This window comes from Streptomyces sp. SM10 (assembly GCF_002910915.1).
Lineage (GTDB): Bacteria > Actinomycetota > Actinomycetes > Streptomycetales > Streptomycetaceae > Streptomyces.
Map to the genome: position 1 here is coordinate 1 of NZ_NEUF01000097.1, position 18097 is coordinate 18097.

General features: G+C 70.4%; 19 protein-coding genes, 1 tRNA gene and 1 pseudogene. 10 read left to right on the top strand and 11 right to left on the bottom strand.

The genetic code is table 11. The features are described 5' to 3' along the window. Window positions 1–471, top strand: a 471-nt coding sequence (locus B9S57_RS14415; RefSeq protein WP_258036384.1) for a transposase, incomplete at its 5' end; no start/stop codon positions are given. A gap of 351 nt (window positions 472–822) precedes the next feature. On the opposite strand, the gene B9S57_RS14420 is transcribed toward B9S57_RS14415, so the two are convergent. Then, window positions 823–897, bottom strand: a tRNA-Cys gene (locus tag B9S57_RS14420). A gap of 206 nt (window positions 898–1103) precedes the next feature. Here B9S57_RS14420 and B9S57_RS14425 point away from each other — a divergent pair. The 6 genes from B9S57_RS14425 to B9S57_RS14450 all read left to right on the top strand — a co-directional run bounded on the left by B9S57_RS14425 (window position 1104) and on the right by B9S57_RS14450 (window position 7147). Continuing rightward, complete coding sequence (locus B9S57_RS14425) at window positions 1104–2567, top strand: MFS transporter (protein WP_103515977.1); 1464 nt, start codon at window positions 1104–1106, stop codon at window positions 2565–2567. Window positions 2568–2613: 46 nt separating this feature from the next. Further along, window positions 2614–2814, top strand: coding sequence for a ribbon-helix-helix protein, CopG family (locus tag B9S57_RS14430; protein WP_103515978.1), 201 nt, complete (start codon window positions 2614–2616; stop codon window positions 2812–2814). Next, entirely contained in the window at window positions 2811–3200 is a 390-nt protein-coding gene (locus B9S57_RS14435; RefSeq protein ID WP_103515979.1) for a type II toxin-antitoxin system death-on-curing family toxin, read from the top strand. Before B9S57_RS14430 ends, B9S57_RS14435 begins: the two co-directional genes overlap by 4 nt. 149 nt (window positions 3201–3349) lie before the next feature. Next, window positions 3350–5131, top strand: a complete 1782-nt coding sequence (locus tag B9S57_RS14440; protein WP_103515993.1) for a DEAD/DEAH box helicase — start codon at window positions 3350–3352, stop codon at window positions 5129–5131. A 509-nt stretch (window positions 5132–5640) separates the two neighbouring features. After that, window positions 5641–6285, top strand: coding sequence for an IclR family transcriptional regulator (locus B9S57_RS14445; protein ID WP_103515980.1), 645 nt, complete (start codon window positions 5641–5643; stop codon window positions 6283–6285). A gap of 73 nt (window positions 6286–6358) precedes the next feature. After that, entirely contained in the window at window positions 6359–7147 is a 789-nt protein-coding gene (locus B9S57_RS14450; RefSeq protein WP_103515981.1) for a S16 family serine protease, read from the top strand. A 10-nt stretch (window positions 7148–7157) separates the two neighbouring features. Here B9S57_RS14450 and B9S57_RS35435 read toward each other — a convergent pair. From B9S57_RS35435 to B9S57_RS14490, 8 genes and pseudogenes are all read right to left on the bottom strand, one after another. After that, window positions 7158–7364 (bottom strand): annotated as a pseudogene (locus B9S57_RS35435) (MFS transporter); the annotation flags it as partial. Between the two features lie 2 nt (window positions 7365–7366). Further along, complete coding sequence (locus tag B9S57_RS14460; RefSeq protein WP_103515982.1) at window positions 7367–7549, bottom strand: hypothetical protein; 183 nt, start codon at window positions 7547–7549, stop codon at window positions 7367–7369. A gap of 13 nt (window positions 7550–7562) precedes the next feature. Continuing rightward, window positions 7563–8174, bottom strand: coding sequence for a transcriptional regulator (locus B9S57_RS14465; RefSeq protein ID WP_103515983.1), 612 nt, complete (start codon window positions 8172–8174; stop codon window positions 7563–7565). A gap of 150 nt (window positions 8175–8324) precedes the next feature. Next, the gene (locus tag B9S57_RS14470; RefSeq protein WP_103515984.1) at window positions 8325–9293 is read right to left on the bottom strand and encodes a glycine betaine ABC transporter substrate-binding protein; all 969 of its coding nucleotides are present in this window, start codon (window positions 9291–9293) and stop codon (window positions 8325–8327) included. Next, on the bottom strand, window positions 9290–10141 hold the full coding sequence (locus tag B9S57_RS14475; RefSeq protein ID WP_103515985.1) for an ABC transporter permease: 852 nt from the start codon (window positions 10139–10141) through the stop codon (window positions 9290–9292). The genes B9S57_RS14470 and B9S57_RS14475 overlap by 4 nt, the downstream gene beginning before the upstream one ends. After that, a complete protein-coding gene (locus tag B9S57_RS14480) occupies window positions 10138–11409 on the bottom strand; it encodes a betaine/proline/choline family ABC transporter ATP-binding protein (RefSeq protein WP_103515986.1) in 1272 nt (423 codons plus the stop codon). The genes B9S57_RS14475 and B9S57_RS14480 overlap by 4 nt, the downstream gene beginning before the upstream one ends. Next, the gene (locus tag B9S57_RS14485) at window positions 11402–12049 is read right to left on the bottom strand and encodes an ABC transporter permease (RefSeq protein WP_103515987.1); all 648 of its coding nucleotides are present in this window, start codon (window positions 12047–12049) and stop codon (window positions 11402–11404) included. The genes B9S57_RS14480 and B9S57_RS14485 overlap by 8 nt, the downstream gene beginning before the upstream one ends. 16 nt (window positions 12050–12065) lie before the next feature. Beyond that, the gene (locus B9S57_RS14490) at window positions 12066–12539 is read right to left on the bottom strand and encodes an Lrp/AsnC family transcriptional regulator (protein WP_103515988.1); all 474 of its coding nucleotides are present in this window, start codon (window positions 12537–12539) and stop codon (window positions 12066–12068) included. Window positions 12540–12661: 122 nt separating this feature from the next. On the opposite strand from B9S57_RS14490, the gene hppD reads away from it, so the two are divergent. Beyond that, a complete protein-coding gene (gene hppD / locus B9S57_RS14495; protein WP_103515989.1) occupies window positions 12662–13807 on the top strand; it encodes a 4-hydroxyphenylpyruvate dioxygenase in 1146 nt (381 codons plus the stop codon). Between the two features lie 53 nt (window positions 13808–13860). Here the strand turns inward: hppD and B9S57_RS14500 are convergent, their stop codons facing one another. Next, a complete protein-coding gene (locus B9S57_RS14500) occupies window positions 13861–15492 on the bottom strand; it encodes a tetratricopeptide repeat protein (RefSeq protein WP_103515990.1) in 1632 nt (543 codons plus the stop codon). Between the two features lie 97 nt (window positions 15493–15589). Between B9S57_RS14500 and B9S57_RS14505 the strand changes: the two genes are divergently transcribed. Further along, on the top strand, window positions 15590–16957 hold the full coding sequence (locus tag B9S57_RS14505) for an FAD-binding oxidoreductase (protein ID WP_103515991.1): 1368 nt from the start codon (window positions 15590–15592) through the stop codon (window positions 16955–16957). Between the two features lie 17 nt (window positions 16958–16974). Here the strand turns inward: B9S57_RS14505 and B9S57_RS14510 are convergent, their stop codons facing one another. Beyond that, window positions 16975–17451, bottom strand: coding sequence for an SsgA family sporulation/cell division regulator (locus B9S57_RS14510; protein ID WP_103515992.1), 477 nt, complete (start codon window positions 17449–17451; stop codon window positions 16975–16977). A 250-nt stretch (window positions 17452–17701) separates the two neighbouring features. Between B9S57_RS14510 and B9S57_RS14515 the strand changes: the two genes are divergently transcribed. Continuing rightward, on the top strand, window positions 17702–18097 hold a 396-nt coding region (locus B9S57_RS14515; RefSeq protein WP_146057755.1), incomplete at its 3' end, for a DUF2510 domain-containing protein.

Below are 18097 nucleotides of genomic sequence, written 5' to 3' on the forward strand. Positions count from 1 at the left end.
GTCCGGGGCCGCGGCTCGGGACGGGTTTCGATGGCGGGAATGACCTGCTTCCGTCGCGGAGACCGTTCGAGGCTGATCTACAGCTTCCGCGTCCACCGGGGCCGGAAAGGTGAACCCAAAGGGTTCACCTGGCAGGACTATCGCGACCTCATCGTGAGAGCGCACAACCAGCTCAAAGGTCCCATCGTCCTGGTGTGGGACAACCTGCGTACTCATCTCATGCCGCAGATGAAGGACTTCATCACCGCGAACGAGGACTGGCTGACCGTTTTCCACTTCCCGTCCTACGCACCCGACCTCAATCCGCAGGAAGGCATCTGGTCTCTCGTGAAACGGACCATCGGCAACCTCGCCGCCGCGAACCTCGACCAGCTCGCCGCCGCCGTGAAGCGCAGTCTCAAGAAGACCCAGTACCGACCGCACCTCATCGACGGCTGCCTCATGGGCACCGGCCTGACCATAGGCAGCTGACCAGGGTCAAGCCGACATCACACATTCAAGTTCAGTAGCAACTCGCCAAGAGGATCACACGAGGCGGAGCTCGAGTCTTGAACAGTGGTGGTGTGTACGCCGTGAAGGCCTGGGGCTTGACGTAGTTCAAACGTCTGAACTTGTCCGGACAGGGGCAATTTGATTGCCGGCGACGGGCGGGAGGGGGCGAGTTGATCGGGGTGCGGGCGGTGCCGCGGTGTCCGTCAGGGTGGGTGAGGTGATGACAGTGACTGCTGGTTCCCCACGTACCACGCCGTACCCACGGCTGGCGTGAGCAGGAACGGCCGCCCCCGTGCCATGGGGGCGGCCGTTCCCTTTCGAGCCGTTCGCTGGAGGCCGTGACCGGATTCGAACCGGTGTAACTCGAGTTGCAGTCGAGCCCCTGAGCCTCTCGGGCACACGGCCGTGCGATTCTTGATCTGCACCGACCGTACGAGGCTGGCGGGGGCCGGCTCAAGAGAAGCGGGTGTGCCGCAACACGACTGCCATGCCGCGTTCATGTCCGGCGTCCGGGAGCCGGCAGTCGGACCATGGACGTACGGCCAAGGGCCGATCCGGAGTACCTCCTCCGACAGGGGCCACCGGCTGTTTCGGCCCTTACGCTGGACGCCATGACTGCCCTGGAACCCCGTGACGCCGAGGTCACCGCCGCCCTCGTGGAGACCACCGTCGCCGAACCGGCGGAAGGCGTCCTCGGGCGGACCTACCGGGCGCTCAGCATCGGGATCGTCTCGGTCGTCCTGCTCATCGCCTTCGAGGCGACCGCCGTCGGCACGGCGATGCCGGTCGCGGCCAAGGAGCTGCACGGCATCCCGCTCTACGCGTTCGCCTTCTCCGCGTACTTCACCACCAGCCTCTTCGCCATGGTGCTCTCCGGGCAGTGGGCCGACCGGCGGGGTCCGCTCGCCCCGCTCGCCACGGGGATCGGCGCCTTCGGGGCCGGGCTGCTGCTCTCCGGCACGGCCGGGGGCATGTGGATGTTCATCCTGGGCCGGGCCGTCCAGGGCGTCGGCGGCGGGCTCGTGATCGTCGCGCTGTACGTGGTCATCGGGCGGGCCTACCCGGAGCGGATCCGGCCGGGCATCATGGCGGCCTTCTCCGCCGCCTGGGTCGTCCCGTCCGTCGTCGGGCCGCTCGCCTCCGGCACGGTGACCGAGCACCTCGGGTGGCGCTGGGTCTTCGTCGGCATCCCCGTCCTCATCCTCCTGCCGCTCGCCCTCGCGCTGCCCGCGATCCGGCGGATGGCGGGCGGGCCGGCGGACGCCGAAACCGGTGCGGAGCCGTTCGACGGGCGCCGCATCCGGCTCGCGCTCGGGATCTCGGCGGGCGCCGGGCTGCTCCAGTACGCGGGGCAGGAGCTGCGGTGGCTCTCGCTGGTCCCCGCGCTCGCCGGGGCCGCACTGCTCGTGCCCGCGGTGCGTGGGCTGCTGCCCCGGGGGACCCTGCGGGCCGCGCGGGGCCTGCCCGCCGTGATCCTGCTGCGGGGGATGGCGGCCGGCTCCTTCATCGTCGCCGAGTCCTTCGTCCCGCTGATGCTCGTGACCCAGCGCGGACTGTCCCCGACGCTGGCCGGCCTCTCCCTGGCCGCGGGCGGCCTGACCTGGGCGCTCGGTTCGTACGTGCTGGCCCGGCCCAGGCTGGAGCCCCATCAGGGGGCACTGATGATGGCGGGCATGGTGCTCGTGACGCTGGCGATCGTGGCCGCGCCGAGCGTGCTGATCGAGGCGGTGCCGGTGTGGACCCTGGCCGTGGTCTGGGGCGTGGGGTGCTTCGGCATGGGCATGGTGATCGCGTCGACGAGCGTGCTGCTGCTGAAACTGTCGGCCCCGCGGGAGGCGGGTGCCAATTCGGCGGCCCTCCAGATCTCGGACGGCCTGTCCAACGCGCTGCTGCTCGCCGCGGGCGGTGCGGCGTTCGCCGCGCTCGGTGGCGGCGCGGTGGGCGCGGCTGCCCACGGGGCGGTCGGCAGCGAGGCCGCCGTCGCGCACCCCGGAGCGTTCGTGGTGGTGTTCATGCCGATGGCAGCGGTGGCGCTGGTGGGAGTGTGGGTCGCGAGCCGGGTGCAGCCCCGGTAGGCCTGTGTGGTACCGATGTGACCCCACTCGGTAGTACCGTTTTGGTATGGCTATGAACCTGCGTCTCCGCGACGACCAGACCGAGGCCCTCAAGCGGCGGGCCGAGCAGGAGGGCACGAGCATGCACGCGATACTGCTCAAGGCTGTGGACGACTACCTCGCCCGGACGGCCCAGGAGGCCATCGTCCGCCAGACCGCCAAGGAGCAGGCCGCCAAGTGGGGCGAGCTGATGGACCGTCTCAAGTGACCTGCGTCTACCTCTCCTCCGAGGACATCCTCGTCATCGCGGGATACGCCTGCTCCGACATGCAGGTCGTCGTGCGGGACGCCGGGCTCCTGGAGTCCGCGGCGCATCGCCCTTCCGCTGCCATGTTCGGGGAGGAGGCGTACCCGGACGTGATCGACAAGGCTGCGGCGCTCCTCCAGTCCCTTGCGATCAATCACCGACTTTTCGACGGCAACAAGCGGACGGCGTGGCTGTCCTGTGTCACGTTCCTGGCGATGAACGGCGTGGACCTGCGTCCGGACATCGACGCTGCGGAACGGCTGGTCATCGCGGTGGCGACCGGTGAGGCGGACGAGGTGAAGGTCATCGCCCAAGGACTGCGCGATCTGGTCGTCGCTGTGGTGTGACAGCCGTCGCACTATCCTCCGGAGCGGCGTCGTCCGGGAAGGGTTCCGCCCCGCCCGCCGGTAGGGTGGCCCGGTTGTCGTATCGCGTACGGGCCGGTTCCGGTCCGTACGGCCAGCGCCCCACGTACCCGAGTGCCGAACCGGAGACCGTGACTACTACCGCCTCCCACCACCTCTCACCCGCCTTTCCCGGCCGCGCCCCCTGGGGTACGGCAGGCAAGCTGCGCGCCTGGCAGCAGGGTGCGATGGACAGGTACATCCAGGACCAGCCGCGCGACTTCCTCGCCGTCGCGACCCCCGGCGCGGGGAAGACCACCTTCGCGCTGACCCTCGCCTCATGGCTGCTGCACCACCACGTGGTGCAGCAGATCACCGTCGTGGCGCCCACCGAGCACCTCAAGAAGCAGTGGGCGGAGGCCGCCGCCCGCATAGGCATCAAGCTCGACCCGGAGTACAGCGCCGGACCCGTGAGCAAGGAGTACCACGGGGTCGCGGTCACGTACGCCGGAGTCGGCGTACGCCCGATGCTGCACCGCAACCGGTGCGAGCAGCGCAAGACCCTCGTGATCCTCGACGAGATCCACCACGCCGGTGACTCGAAGTCCTGGGGCGAGGCGTGCCAGGAGGCGTTCGACCCGGCGACCAGGCGCCTCGCGCTCACCGGCACGCCCTTCCGGTCGGACACCAACCCGATCCCCTTCGTCGCGTACGAGGAGGGCAACGACGGCATCCGCCGCTCCTCGGCCGACTACACCTACGGCTACGGCAACGCCCTCGCCGACGGGGTCGTCCGCCCCGTGATCTTCCTCAGCTACAGCGGCAACATGCGCTGGCGCACCAAGGCCGGGGACGAGATCGCCGCGCGGCTCGGCGAGCCGATGACCAAGGACGCCATCGGGCAGGCCTGGCGCACCGCGCTCTCGCCCACCGGCGAATGGATCCCCAATGTGCTGGCCGCCGCGGACAAGCGGCTGACCGAGGTGCGCAAGGGCATTCCGGACGCCGGCGGGCTGGTCATCGCGACGGACCAGGAGTCGGCGCGCGCGTACGCCAAGATCCTCAAGTCGGTCACCGGCGAGAAGCCGACCGTGGTCCTCTCCGACGAGAAGGCCGCGTCCAAGAACATCGACAGGTTCAGTCAGGACGAGTCGCGCTGGATGGTCGCGGTCCGCATGGTGTCCGAGGGCGTCGACGTCCCGCGTCTCGCGGTCGGCGTGTACGCGACGACGATCTCCACACCGCTCTTCTTCGCCCAGGCCGTCGGCCGTTTCGTACGGTCGCGGCGCCGGGGCGAGACCGCCTCCGTCTTCGTGCCGACCATCCCGATGCTCCTCGACTTCGCGAACGAGATGGAGGTCGAGCGCGACCACGTGCTCGACAAGCCCAAGAAGGGCAGCGACGAGGAGAACCCCTTCGCCGAGGAGGACCAGCTCCTCGCCGACGCGGAGAAGCCGGAGGACGAGGAGACCGAGGACCAGCTGCCCTTCGAGGCGCTGGAGTCCGACGCGGTCTTCGACCGGGTGCTCTACGACGGTGCCGAATTCGGCATGCAGGCGCACCCCGGCAGCGAGGAGGAGCAGGACTACCTCGGCATCCCGGGACTCCTCGAACCCGACCAGGTGCAGATGCTGCTCCAGAAGCGGCAGACCCGGCAGATCGCGCACAGCCGCCAGAAGCCGGCCGCGGAGGCCGACCTCCTGGAGAAGGCGGCCGAGAACCGTCCCGTGGTCACGCACAAGAAGCTGCTGGAGCTGCGCAAGCAGCTCAACACCATGGTGTCGGCCTACACCCACCAGAGCGGCAAGCCCCACGGGGTGATCCACACCGAGCTGCGGCGGGTGTGCGGCGGTCCGCCCAGCGCGGAGGCGACGGCCGGACAGATCCAGGACCGGATCAAGAAGGTCCAGGAGTGGGCCACCCGGATGCGGTGAACCGGGTGCGGTGATCCGGACCCGACGGGCCCCGGTGCGCGGGCGGTTCACACCGCCCGCGCACCGGGGCCCGTTCGTCGCACGCCCCTCCGGGCTGGGGCGCGCCCCAGCCCGGAGGGGCGTGCGGGCGTGCGGTGGGGCGCCCGCACGGAAGATATTTGCAAAAGTTCTTCACCGGGTGTTAACAAGCGTTCACCGGTGGTGTACGGCGCGCCGCCTCGGAGTCACGCGACTTGGACGCGCGTAGATGTTCGGGTTCCGGACGGTCCTGCGCTGACCGGCGGTTATGCGGTGCTCGTCCGGAGGGAGACCGGATTCTGGACGAGGGCTTCCGCTGAGCGGACTCCCTCGCTAATGTCCCCGAAACATGAACGCCCCGTGGCAGTGTGGCCGCGGAGCGCAGCCGGTGCCATGGCCATTCGGCGGCGTCTCGGTGCGTCGCGCCGAGGGACCGGCGTCGGTGGACCCCTTGAGACAACCGCCCCGCTCACCACGAGGGAGAGGGCGTCGTGACCGCGGAGACTTCTCAGACGCTCGACCGGGGACTGCGTGTCCTCAAACTGCTCGCCGATACCGATCACGGCCTGACCGTCACCGAGTTGTCCAACAAGCTCGGCGTCAACCGCACCGTGGTCTACCGACTGCTCGCCACCCTGGAACAGCACGCGCTCGTCCGGCGTGACCTGGGCGGCCGGGCCCGAGTGGGTCTGGGCGTGCTGCGCCTGGGCCGACAGGTGCACCCGCTCGTCAGGGAGGCCGCGCTGCCCGCGCTGCGCTCCCTGGCCGAGGACATAGGGGCCACCGCCCACCTCACGCTCGTCGACGGATCGGACGCGCTCGCGGTCGCCGTCGTCGAGCCGACGTGGACCGACTACCACGTGGCCTACCGGGCCGGCTTCCGCCACTCCCTGGACCGGGGTGCGGCGGGCCGGGCGATCCTCACGGCCCGGCAGAAGACGACGGTCGACCATCCCGGCTACACCCTCACCCAGGGCGAGCTCGAGGCCGGAGCCTGCGGGGCCGCGGCACCGCTCGTCGGGGTCTCGGGGGTGGAGGGCAGCGTGGGCGTGGTGATGCTCGCCGACGCCGTCCCGGAACGGGTCGGACCCCGGGTCCTCGACGCGGCCCGTGAGGTCGCCGACGCGCTGCGTTAGCCACACCGCCCGACCGCCCCCGGCACCGCCGGGGCGGTCGGGACCGGGGACGCACGGCGGCTAGATTGGGCGGGTGGCCATTCGTCTCTCCCGCTCCCGCGCCCTCGCCGTCTGCGCGCTGCCCGTCCTCGCCCTGTTCGCCACGGCCGCCTTCGCGCCGCTGCCGTTCACCGTGGCACAGCCCGGCACCACCGCCGATGTCCTGGGGGACGACAAGGGCAAGCAGGTCATCACCATCACGGGCGCGCCGACCCGCACGACCGACGGCGAGCTGAGGATGACGACGATCCTCGCGACCGCGCCGTCGGCCGACGTCAGGGTCGGGGACGTGGTGGACAGCTGGTTCAGGGCGGACCGGGCGGTCATGCCGCGCGACTCCGTCTATCCGACCGGCGACTCCGTGAAGGAGATCGAGCAGCACAACCTCCAGGACATGGAGAAGTCGCAGAACGTCGCCGTCGACGCCGCCCTGAAGTACCTGGACAGGAAGCCCGGCTCGGTGGACATCACCCTTCACCTGGCCGATGTCGGCGGTCCCAGCGCGGGCCTGTTCTTCTCGCTGGGCATCATCGACAAGCTGGACGGCGACGGCTCCGGCGGCGATCTGACCGGCGGACGCACCGTCGCCGGCACGGGGACCATCGAGGCCGACGGCAAGGTCGGCGCGGTCGGCGGGGTCTCCCTCAAGACGCAGGCCGCCCGGCGTGACGGTGCCACGGTCTTCCTCGTGCCGAAGGCCGAGTGCAAGCAGGCGGAGGCCGAGCGGCCCGAGGGGCTGCGGCTGATCCCCGTCACGACACTGGAGAGCGCGGTGTCCTCGCTGCGGGCGCTGGAGCAGGGCGGCTCGGTCCCGAGCTGCTGACCTGGGGCTCCGGGCCTCCCACCAGGGCCGCGACGACGATGGGCAGGGTCGCGCAGAACGCGACGACCCCCGCCTTCCCGGCGCTCCCCGTGGTCTCCAGGACGAACCACGGTACGCCGATGAGGGTCAGCGAAGTCCCGGCGGTGGAAAACGAGTTGGCTGCCAGGACGGCGACGATCGGCGTGCGGTGCGGTGGGGTGCGTCTCCCCCCGTCCACGGTCACACCGCCCGTGGCGCGCGGGCTCGGACGGGAGGTGCCTGGGTGAGCTTCAGGCCCAGCTGGATCATCGTCCAGCCCACACGGTGGCGGAACCCGGGGCGTGCCGGGTGGAATCCAGCGGCCTCGTCGCGGAGTTCGGCGGAGCGGAAGGTGTGGAGCATCAGGTGGATGTCGCTGTGCATGACGGTGGCCTCCTCATTCGGCGGGGCGCGGGAACACGTGCAGATGCGTGCGGACGACGGCCGAGCCCTCGGAGCCCTCGGGGACCCGGCCCCGATAGCTGTTCACCAGGTCCTGGATCTTCTGGGCGAGTTCCTGGGAGAGCTCGGGAGTGAGCCGTACCTGGAAGTTGCTGAGATCGAAGCTCTCGCGCCACTCCTCGGGCCACTCGTGCATCGTTCCGAGCCAGGTGTTCAGCTCCTGGGCGTGCGTGGAGGCCGTCTCGTGGAGGAGGACCCCGACGGCGCCGCGCACCTCGGCGTCCGGGTGGTCCAGGAAACTGTTGCTGTTGAGGGTGGTGCCCATGTGAACGGCCTTCCACCACCGCTCGCGACCCTTGCCGCGCTCCGGGGCGTCCTCGACGAAGCCGTAGGCCGCGAGCTGCCGCAGGTGGTAGCTGGTGGCACCGCTGGACTCGCCGAGACGCTCGGCGAGTCCGGATGCGGTGGCGGGTCCGAACTCCCGCAGGGCGTTCAGCAGGCGGATGCGCAGGGGGTGGGCGAGCCCGCGCAACGTCCGGGCGTCGATCTGATGGATGTTCAGTTCGTCTGCGGCGGGGGCGCGGTTCTCGGGCTCGTTCGGTGGCATGGCATGACCATAAGGTTGCAAAGACAGCTTTGCAACATCTTTTTGCAACGGATTCTTTGCATGCCGTTCCCAGGGTCGGACGCGGCAACACCGGGGCCCGTACCGCGCGTTGCGGTACGGGCCCCCGGTGGAGTGCGAAGTCGGGCGGTCTCAGCCCTCCTGGATGAAACCTTCCTCCACCAGCCAGTCCATCGCCACCTCGTGCGGGTCCTCCCCGCCCACGTCCACCTTCGAGTTGAGCTCCTGAGCCAGCGAGGTCGTCAGCTTCTCGGTGACGGGAGCCAGCAACTCGGCGATCTCGGGGTACTTGTCGAGGGTCGCCGTGTGGATGAGGGGGGAGGCGTTGTAGTTGGGGAAGAACTGCTTGTCGTCCTCCAGGACGTCAAGGTTCATCGCCTTGATCCGGCCGTCCGTGGTGTAGACCTCGCCCAGCAGGCAGCCGCCGGAATTCACCTGGGTGTAGATGATCCCCGCGTCCATCTTCTTGATGTTGGCGGCCGGCAGCTTCATCCCGTAGTGCTTCTGCATGCCGGGCAGCCCGTCGTCGCGCGAGGCGAATTCGTTCTCCACGCAGACGGTGACGGCCTTCGGGTCCTTCTTGGCCAGGGCGGCCACGTCCGAGAGGTTCTTCAGGTGGTACTTGGCGTTGTTCTTCTTGCTGATGGTCAGGGCGTACGTGTTGTCGAGGGTGGCGGGCGGCAGCCAGGTCACCCCGTTGGCCTTGTCCTCGTCGCGTACGGCCTTCCACTGCTCCTGCGGGTCCGCGATCGGCTTGGCGTGGCCCAGGTAGGTGATCCAGCCCGTGCCCGTGTAGTCGTACAGCGCGTCGGCGTCGCCCTTGACGACCGCCTCGCGCGCGCTGATCGACCCCGGCAGGTTCGTCCGGTCCAGGACCTCGGCGCCGGCCGCCTTGAAGACCAGGCCCAGGATCTGGCCGAGGATGATGTTCTCGCTGAAGTTCTTCGAGGTCACCGTCAGCGACGCGCCCTTGAGCGGCTGCCCCTGTCCGACCGACCCCGGTTCCACCTCGTCCACCAGCGGTGAACCGCTCTTCAGCCCGCACCCCGTGAGCAGGAGGGCCAGCGCGGCCGCCGATGCCAGGCCCGTACGTACCCTCACGCTTCCTCCAGTCCGCGCGGCGTCAGCCACAGTTCGACCAGCGAGGCCAGCCAGTCCACCAGCAGGGCGAGCACCACCGTCAGTACGGAACCGAGGATCAGCACGGGCATGCGCTGGGTCTGGATCCCCGAGGTGATGAGGTCGCCGAGCCCTCCGCCGCCGCCGAAGGTGGCGAGGGTCGCGGTGCCCACGTTGAGCACCAGGGCGGTGCGCACGCCGGCCAGGATGAGCGGGACGGCGAGCGGCAGTTCGACCTTGGTGAGCGTGCCCATCGCCGACATGCCGATGCCCTTGGAGGCTTCGACGAGCGTCGGTTCGATCTGGTTCAGGCCCGCCACCGTGTTGGAGAGCACCGGCAGGACCGCGTAGATCACCATGCCGGTGATGGCCGTCGAGGGGCCGATGCCCAGCCAGATCACCAGCAGGGCCAGCAGCCCGATCGCGGGCGTGGCCTGGCCGATGTTGGCGAGGGCCGTGACCGCGGGGGCGGCCCTCCTGATGCCGCGCCGGGTCAGCGCGATACCGAGCGGAATCGCGATGATCAGCACCCAGAAGGTGGAGATCGCGGTCAGCCGGACGTGCTGCCACCAGCGGACCTCCACGTTGTCGCCGGCCAGTGAGTTCTCCGCGATCGAGTCGAGGTCGATGTGGGAGATCCACAGGTAGGTCAGGACGATGACGACCGCGCAGACGGCCGGAACCGTCACGAGCTTCTGCCACGTGATGCGGCGCGCGGGAGCGGACGGCGAGGCGGGCTCCGCCTCCTCGTCGTGGAAGGCGTGACCCTTCACGTCGTGCTCGCCGGGCGGCCGCTCCCCCTTGGGGGGTGCCTGATGACTGGGGGTCACAGCCCGCCGTCACCCCCCTCCAGCTCATGCTCCGTCCGGTGGACGCGCAGTGTTTCCAGGTCGTGCTCGTGCTCCATCGCGGTGAGCCGGTCGGCCTCCAGGAGCTCCTGCACGGAGTTCATCAGGGTCTGCATGTCGACGACGCCGATGAACTCACCGCGCCGCCCCGTCACGGCGACCCGGCCGCCGCTGTCCGTCAGCACCGCCTCCAGCGCGTCGTGGAGCGTCGCGTCGCGGGTCACCGTGTCGTGCACCAGCTGCCCGGCCCTGGCCAGTGATCCCTTGGCCCGGCTCAGGTCGCCGCGCCGCAGCCACTTGTAGGGGCGGTTGTTGCGGTCCAGCATCAGCAGCTCGTTGTGCTGTCCGGCCCGCAGCTTGTTGAAGATCGACTGGAGCGGGTCCTCCACGGTCACCGTGGGGAACTCCGCGATGCCGACGTCCCGTACGCGGGTGAGGTTGAGCCGCTTCAGGGCCGCGCCCGCCCCCACGAAGCCCGAGACGAAGTCGTCCGTCGGGTTGGTGAGGATCGCCTCGGGGGTGTCGAACTGCGCGATGTGCGACCGCTCCCGCAGCACCGCGATGCGGTCGCCGAGCTTGATCGCCTCGTCGAAGTCGTGGGTGACGAAGACGATCGTCTTGTGCAGCTCGTGCTGGAGACGGATCAGCTCGTCCTGCAGATGGTCGCGGGTGATCGGGTCGACCGCGCCGAACGGCTCGTCCATCAGCAGCACGGGCGGGTCCGCGGCGAGGGCGCGCGCCACCCCCACACGCTGCTGCTGGCCGCCGGAGAGCTGGCGCGGGTAGCGCCCGTGGAACTCGCGGGGATCGAGCCCGACCAGGTCGAGCATCTCCTCGACGCGGTCCTTCACGCCGGACTTCGACCAGCCCGTCATCTTCGGCACGAGGGCGATGTTCTCGGCGACCGTCATGTGCGGGAAGAGGCCCGAGGACTGGATCGCGTAGCCGATCTTGCGACGCAGCTTCACCGGGTCCATGTCGGTGACGTCCTCGTCGTTGATCTTGATCCGCCCGGAGGTCGGCTCGATCAGACGGTTGATCATCTTGAGCGTGGTGGACTTCCCGCAGCCGGAGGGGCCCACGAGGATCACGGTCTCGCCCGCCTTGATGTCCATGGACACGTCGTCCACGGCGGGAGCGGGACTGCCCGGGTAGGACTTGGAGAGGTTCTCCAGCCGGATGGTGGCGCCCGAGGTGGAGGCAGGGCGGGCCGGGGTCGACTCCGTCGAGGCGGCGGCGGTCTCAGGCACGGATCCCCCTAGGGATGGTGAGCCGCCCGAGCAGTACGTACGCGGCGTCGAAGAGCAGGGCGAGGATGACGATGCCGATCGTGCCGGCGAGGACCTGGTTGATGGCGTTGGCGCTTCCGAGTGAGGCGAGGCCGCGGAAGATCTCGTTGCCGAGTCCGGGGCCCGAGGCGTAGGCGGCGATGGCGGCGATCCCCATCAGCATCTGGGTGGAGACCCGGATGCCGGTGAGGATGGGCGGCCACGCGAGAGGCAGTTCCACTTTGAGCAGGCGCCGGGTCCGGGACATGCCGATGCCCTTCGCCGCGTCGACGAGGGCCGGGTCGACCCCGCGCAGTCCGACGATGCAGTTGCGGACGATGGGCAGCAGCCCGTACAGGGTCAGGATGATCACGGTCGGCGGGACCCCGAGGCCGACCAGGGGGATCAGCAGGCCGATCGCGGCGAGCGACGGAATGGTCAGGATCGCCGAGGTGGACGTGATCGCCAGTGAGCCGCCCCAGCCACTGCGATAGCTGACGACACCGATCAGGACGCCGAGGAGCGTGGCGATGACCATGCACTGGAAGACGGCGCTGGCGTGCTGATACGTGTCAGTGAGCAACTGCTGGTGGCGCGTGCCCAGATACTCCCAGAAGTTCACATGGTGCTCCGTAGGCTCAGGTCGTGTCCCCTGCAGCCTGCTCAACCAGCGGGATAATACGCAGGGGCACCGGGTTTTCCATGACGATCGCCGTGGAAGCCCGGACAATGCCATCAAAACCGACCACGAGGTCGATCACCCGCTGGAGGTCGGCGTTGGAACGCGCGACCAGGCGGCAGAGCATGTCCCCGTGCCCGGTGGTGGTGTGCAGCTCCAGCACCTCCGGCACGCCACGCAAATGGGCTCGTACGTCCGCGCCTTGTCCCTGCTTGATCTCCAGCGTCGCGAACGCGGTGACGGGGTAGCCAAGGGCCGCCGGATCCACGTCAGGGCCGAGGCCCCGGATGACGCCATTGGACTGAAGACGGTCCAGCCGCGCCTGCACCGTCCCGCGCGCCACTCCGAGCCGCCGCGACGCCTCGAGTACACCGATACGGGGCTCACGGGCCAGCAGCACGATGAGCCGGCCGTCCAGATGATCGATCGCCATGATCCGCCTCCTGATGGTCAGCCTGTACGGATGGCCCGCCCATCCTGGCGCTCCACTGGACAGATTGACCAGGGGATCGGCGAACTGTTGCGCACCTTGCGAACCGGCGGGAACCTTCGGACATGACTGAGACTGTGCACACCACCCCCGACACCGCCCGGCAGGCCGATCCCTTCCCGGTCAAGGGAATGGACGCGGTGGTCTTCGCGGTGGGCAACGCCAAGCAGGCGGCGCACTACTACTCGACCGCCTTCGGCATGAAGGTCGTCGCCTACTCCGGCCCGGAGAACGGCAGCCGCGAGACCGCGAGTTACGTCCTGACCAACGGCTCGGCCCGCTTCGTCCTCACGTCCGTCATCAAGGCGTCCACCGAGTGGGGCACCTTCCTCGCCGACCATGTGCACGCCCACGGCGACGGTGTGGTCGACCTCGCCATCGAGGTCCCCGACGCCCGCGCCGCCTACGCCTACGCCGTGGAGCACGGGGCCACCGGGATCACCGAGCCCCACGAGGTCAAGGACGAGCACGGCACGGTCGTCATGGCCGCCATCGCCACGTACGGGAAGACCCGCCACACGCTGGTCGAGCGCTCCGGCTACGACGGCCCCTACCTGCCCGGCTACGCGGCCGCGGCCCCGATCGTGGAGCCGGCCGCCAAGAGGACCTTCCAGGCGATCGACCACTGCGTCGGCAACGTCGAGCTCGGCCGGATGAACGAGTGGGTGACCTTCTACAACAAGGTCATGGGCTTCACCAACATGAAGGAGTTCGTGGGCGACGACATCGCCACCGAGTACTCCGCTCTGATGTCGAAGGTCGTCGCCGACGGCACGCTGAAGGTGAAGTTCCCCATCAACGAGCCGGCGATCGCGAAGAAGAAGTCGCAGATCGACGAGTACCTGGAGTTCTACGGCGGTGCGGGCGTCCAGCACATCGCGCTCGCCACGAACGACATCGTCGCGTCCGTCAAGGCGATGCGGGCGGCCGGCGTGCAGTTCCTGGACACCCCGGACTCGTACTACGACACCCTGGGGGAGTGGGCGGGCGAGACCCGGGTTCCCGTGGAGACCCTGCGCGAGCAGAAGATCCTCGTCGACCGGGACGAGGACGGCTACCTGCTGCAGATCTTCACCAAGCCGGTCCAGGACCGCCCGACGGTCTTCTTCGAGATGATCGAGCGGCACGGCTCGATGGGCTTCGGCAAGGGCAACTTCAAGGCGCTCTTCGAGGCGATCGAGCGCGAGCAGGAGAAGCGCGGAAACCTCTAGCGGACCGGGCGGAGGAGGGCCCCCGAAGCCCCGGGGCGCCCTCCTCCGCTCTGCTACGGCGCCGCCGCCGCGCTCGGCTCCGGAGCACGCGGGGACGGGGCCGCCGGTCGCGAGCGCTTCGGCTCGGGTGAGGGTTCCGCCTTCGGCTCCCGCTGGGGCTCACGCGTCGGCCCGGCCGGAGAGGGCTCCGGGGCCGGGGGTTCGGGAGCCGGCTCCGGCGGCTGCATCTCCGCGGGACCGCCCGACGCCGGCTCACCCAGGGAGTCCAGAGCCTCCCGCGCCTGCGGAGCGGCCAGCGGTGAGAAGCCCGGGTCCGTGCGGAGGGCCTCCTCCAGATGACCGCGGGCCGGGCCGTCCTGGCCGAGGGAGCTCTCGATCATGCCCAGGTGGTACGCGTACGACGCGTCCCGTACGCCGGTCTCCACCGCCCGCTCGGCGTACTGCATGCCCTCCTCGCTCCGGCCCGCCCGGTGCAGCGACCAGGCCAGGGCGTCCGCCACCGCCGAGCTGCGGCGCTTCGACTCCCAGGCGGTGCGCATGAGATCCACCGCCGCCTCCGGGTCGCCGTGGTCGGCCTCGAAGCGGGCCTCGGTCAGCGATGCGTCGACCCCGTCCGCCTTCGCCCGCGCGAGGAGGCTCCGGAGCGCCTCGTACTGGGTGCGGGCGTCACCGTCCAGGCCCAGCGATTCGTACAGCTCGCCCAGTTCGAGCAGGTAGGCGGGGCGGGGCAGTTTCGCCGCCACCGTCCGGTAGGCGGCCAGCGCCTCGTCCGTGCGGCGCAGAGCCGCCAGGGCGCGGGCCCGGCCCGCGAGGGAGACGAGGTGGCCGCGGTCGGTCCGCAGGGCCGCGTCGTACTGCGCGAGCGCCTCCGCCGGCTCCCCGCGCTCACCGGCGAGGGTGCCGAGCCGGTGCAGCGCGGCCGCCTTCTCGGCGGGCGTGGTCGCACGGTCCGCCGCCTCCTGGGCGGTGGCGAGGGCGTCCTCGCGCCAGCCCTGGTTGCGGTACATCTCGGACGTCCTGGCCAGGGCGGGGGCGCCCTTGCGCAGGGTCGCGAACTTCTCGGTCGCCCGGCCCGCCGCCGCGTACTCACCGAGGCCGTTGTAGGCGTCGATCAGCACCGGGTACGCCGTCCAGTTCCTCGGCTCCCGCGCGCGGACCGTCTCGCCCCACTTCTTCCCGGCGAGGAAGTCGTTCCGGGCATTGGCGAGCGCGCCGAGCCCCACCCACGCCGCCGCGTTCCCGCGCTCGCCCGGCTGGGCGGCCAGCGAGCGCTGGAGGGCCTGCTCGGCCCGGGTGTAGTACGCCCCGTCCGCCGACCGCCGCCCCCATTCCACGTACGCCGTGCCGAGCACCGCCCAGGACGGGGCGTCCGCCGGATGCGTCTCCACCCACTTCTGCCGGTCGCCGATGAGGGCCGTCAGATCGGACAGGGACGCGGGGGAGCCCGCGGCGGCCGCGGCCTCGGCCCGCGCCACGGGCCCCGCCACGGGCGGTGCGGACTCCTCGGAGCCGTCCGGTACGGCGATCACCGCACCGGCCACGAGCACGGCGCCGGCCACCGCGCCGAACGCCGCCCTGCGCAGCGTCGTGCGCATCGGCGCGGGGGGCGGGGGGACGGCCGTCGCACCCCGGTGCGGCAGGGGGGAGGGGGGCGGCTCCGGATTCTGCTGCGGCTTGGCATCCATGGGCCTCACTCTGCGTCAGTACGAAGATCACATCGCGCTCCGTGACTGCTGACGCAGACGGGTTCACACCATTGGCCCCGGGTGTCACGCTTGGATCATGGACGATCTTCTCGAACGACTGCGCGCGGGTCTTCCCGCCGAGGCACTGATCACGGACCCGGACGTCACCGCCTCGTACGCCCACGACATGGCGAGCTTCTGCGACGCCGGCGCCCCGGCCGTCGTGGTGCTCCCGCGCACGGTCGAGGAGGTCCAGCACGTGATGCGGACCGCCACCGCCCTGCGGGTCCCCGTCGTGCCCCAGGGCGCGCGGACGGGGCTGTCGGGCGCCGCCAACGCCTCCGACGGCTGCATCGTGCTCTCCCTGGTGAAGATGGACCGGATCCTGGAGATCAGCCCGGTCGACAGGATCGCGGTGGTCGAGCCGGGCGTCGTCAACGCCACGCTCTCCCGCGCCGTCGACGAACACGGGCTGTATTACCCGCCGGACCCGTCGAGCTGGGAGATGTGCACGATCGGCGGCAACATCGGCACGGCGTCCGGCGGGCTGTGCTGCGTGAAGTACGGCGTCACCGCCGAGTACGTCCTGGGGCTGGAGGTCGTCCTGGCCGACGGCCGGCTGCTGAACACCGGGCGCCGCACCGCGAAGGGCGTCGCCGGATACGACCTCACCCGCCTCTTCGTCGGCTCGGAAGGCAGCCTCGGCATCGTTGTCAAAGCCGTGCTCGGGCTGCGGCCCCGCCCGCCGCAGCAGCTCGTGCTCGCCGCCGAGTTCCCCTCCGCGGCAGCCGCCTGCGACGCCGTGTGCCGGATCATGGAGCGGGGCCACACCCCGTCACTCCTCGAACTGATGGACCGTACGACCGTGCGTGCCGTCAACGCGATGGCCTCCATGGGACTCCCCGAGACCACCGAGGCGCTGCTGCTCTGCGCCTTCGACACGCCCGACCCGGCAGCCGACCTCGCCGCCGTCGGGGAGCTGTGCACCGCCTCGGGCGCCACCGAGGTCGTGCCCGCCGACGACGCCGCCGAGTCCGAACTCCTGCTCCAGGCACGCCGGCTCTCCCTCCCCGCCCTGGAGACCGTCAAGTCCGCCACGATGATCGACGACGTGTGCGTCCCGCGCTCCCGGCTCGGCGCGATGATCGAGGGGACGGCCGCCGTCGCCGAGAAGTTCGGGCTGACCATCGGCGTCTGCGCCCACGCAGGCGACGGCAACACCCACCCCGTCGTCTGCTTCGACCACACCGACGCCGACGAGTCCCGCAGGGCACGCGAGTCCTTCGACGAGATCATGGCGCTGGGCCTCGAACTGGGCGGCACCATCACCGGCGAACACGGGGTCGGCGTACTGAAGAAGGAGTGGCTCGCCCGCGAACTGGGCGAGGTCGGGGTCGAGATGCAGCGCGGCATCAAGGCCGCCTTCGACCCGCTCGGGCTGCTCAACCCGGGCAAGCTGTTCTGACGGCCCCGCACCACCGCTCAGCTCTCGCCTTCCCCCGGCTCGTCCTGCGACCAGGGGTCGCTCAGCCACAGGTCGTCGGCGGGCAGCGGGGTGAGGAGCTCGGCGAGGGCCCCGTCCAGCCCCAGCAGCGTGCTCTCGGTCCCCGGGGGCACCACCCGCAGGGTGCGTTCCACCCACGCGGCCACCGCGACCGACGGCACCTCCAGGAGGGCGTTGCCGTCGGGCGAGGTGAGCGCGACGCAGATGAGACCCCGGTCCTCGATCCTCGTCGGCCAGATCCGTACGTCCCCGTGCCCGCACGGCCGGAACACGCCCTCCACGAGCAGCTCGCGGGCGAACGTCCAGTGGACGGGCGACTCTGAGCCGATGTGGAAGGTGACGTGCACGGCGTAGGGGTCGTCCGTGAAGTAGGACAGCCGGGCAGGTACGGGGACCGACCGCTCGGGCGACAGGACCAGCTTCACTTCCAGTTCGCGTTCCACGGCGTTCTGCATGGGGGTGCACGACCTTCCGATGCTCGTAGGGGCCGGTCCCTCGACCGGTCCGCAGAAGGAGAGAGCGCCCTCCCGGACGTCTATGACGCGACTTCCCAGAAAAACTTCCCCGGACCCTGAAAGTGGTCCAAACGGCAGGACCGGCCCGGGGGCGCTCGGAGGTCTGATAGATGTGGACCCTTGTATGGAGGTCGGCCACCCTCCGACGGCCGGCCGGCCTGAGGCCTCGAAGAGATACGGGACCACGGTGATGAGCGCCCCAACCCCGGCACCCGGTGACGAAAGCCCCCGCGAGGGGTATTACCCCGACCCGTCCATCCCCGGCTACGTCCGGTACTGGAACGGTGCTTCGTGGGTTCCCGGAACCAGCCGGCCCGCGCCCCAGCAGGGCGGGACGGTGCCGGCCCCGGCGGCCGGACCGGCCCCGCAGCGGCAGGCCCCGGTGGACGAGACCGGACCGATGTACCTGGACGAGGTCGACGGGCAGGACAGCGGCGCCATGGCCGGCGGCCCCGAGGCCGGCGTGGCACCCAGCCGTCCCAGGCCGGCCTCCGCCTGGCAGGCCGACACCTCCAGGCAGACCGGCTTCGGCGGCGAACGCGACCACCGCGTGTCCTGGGGCGGCCATGACCCGCGTACGCCCGAA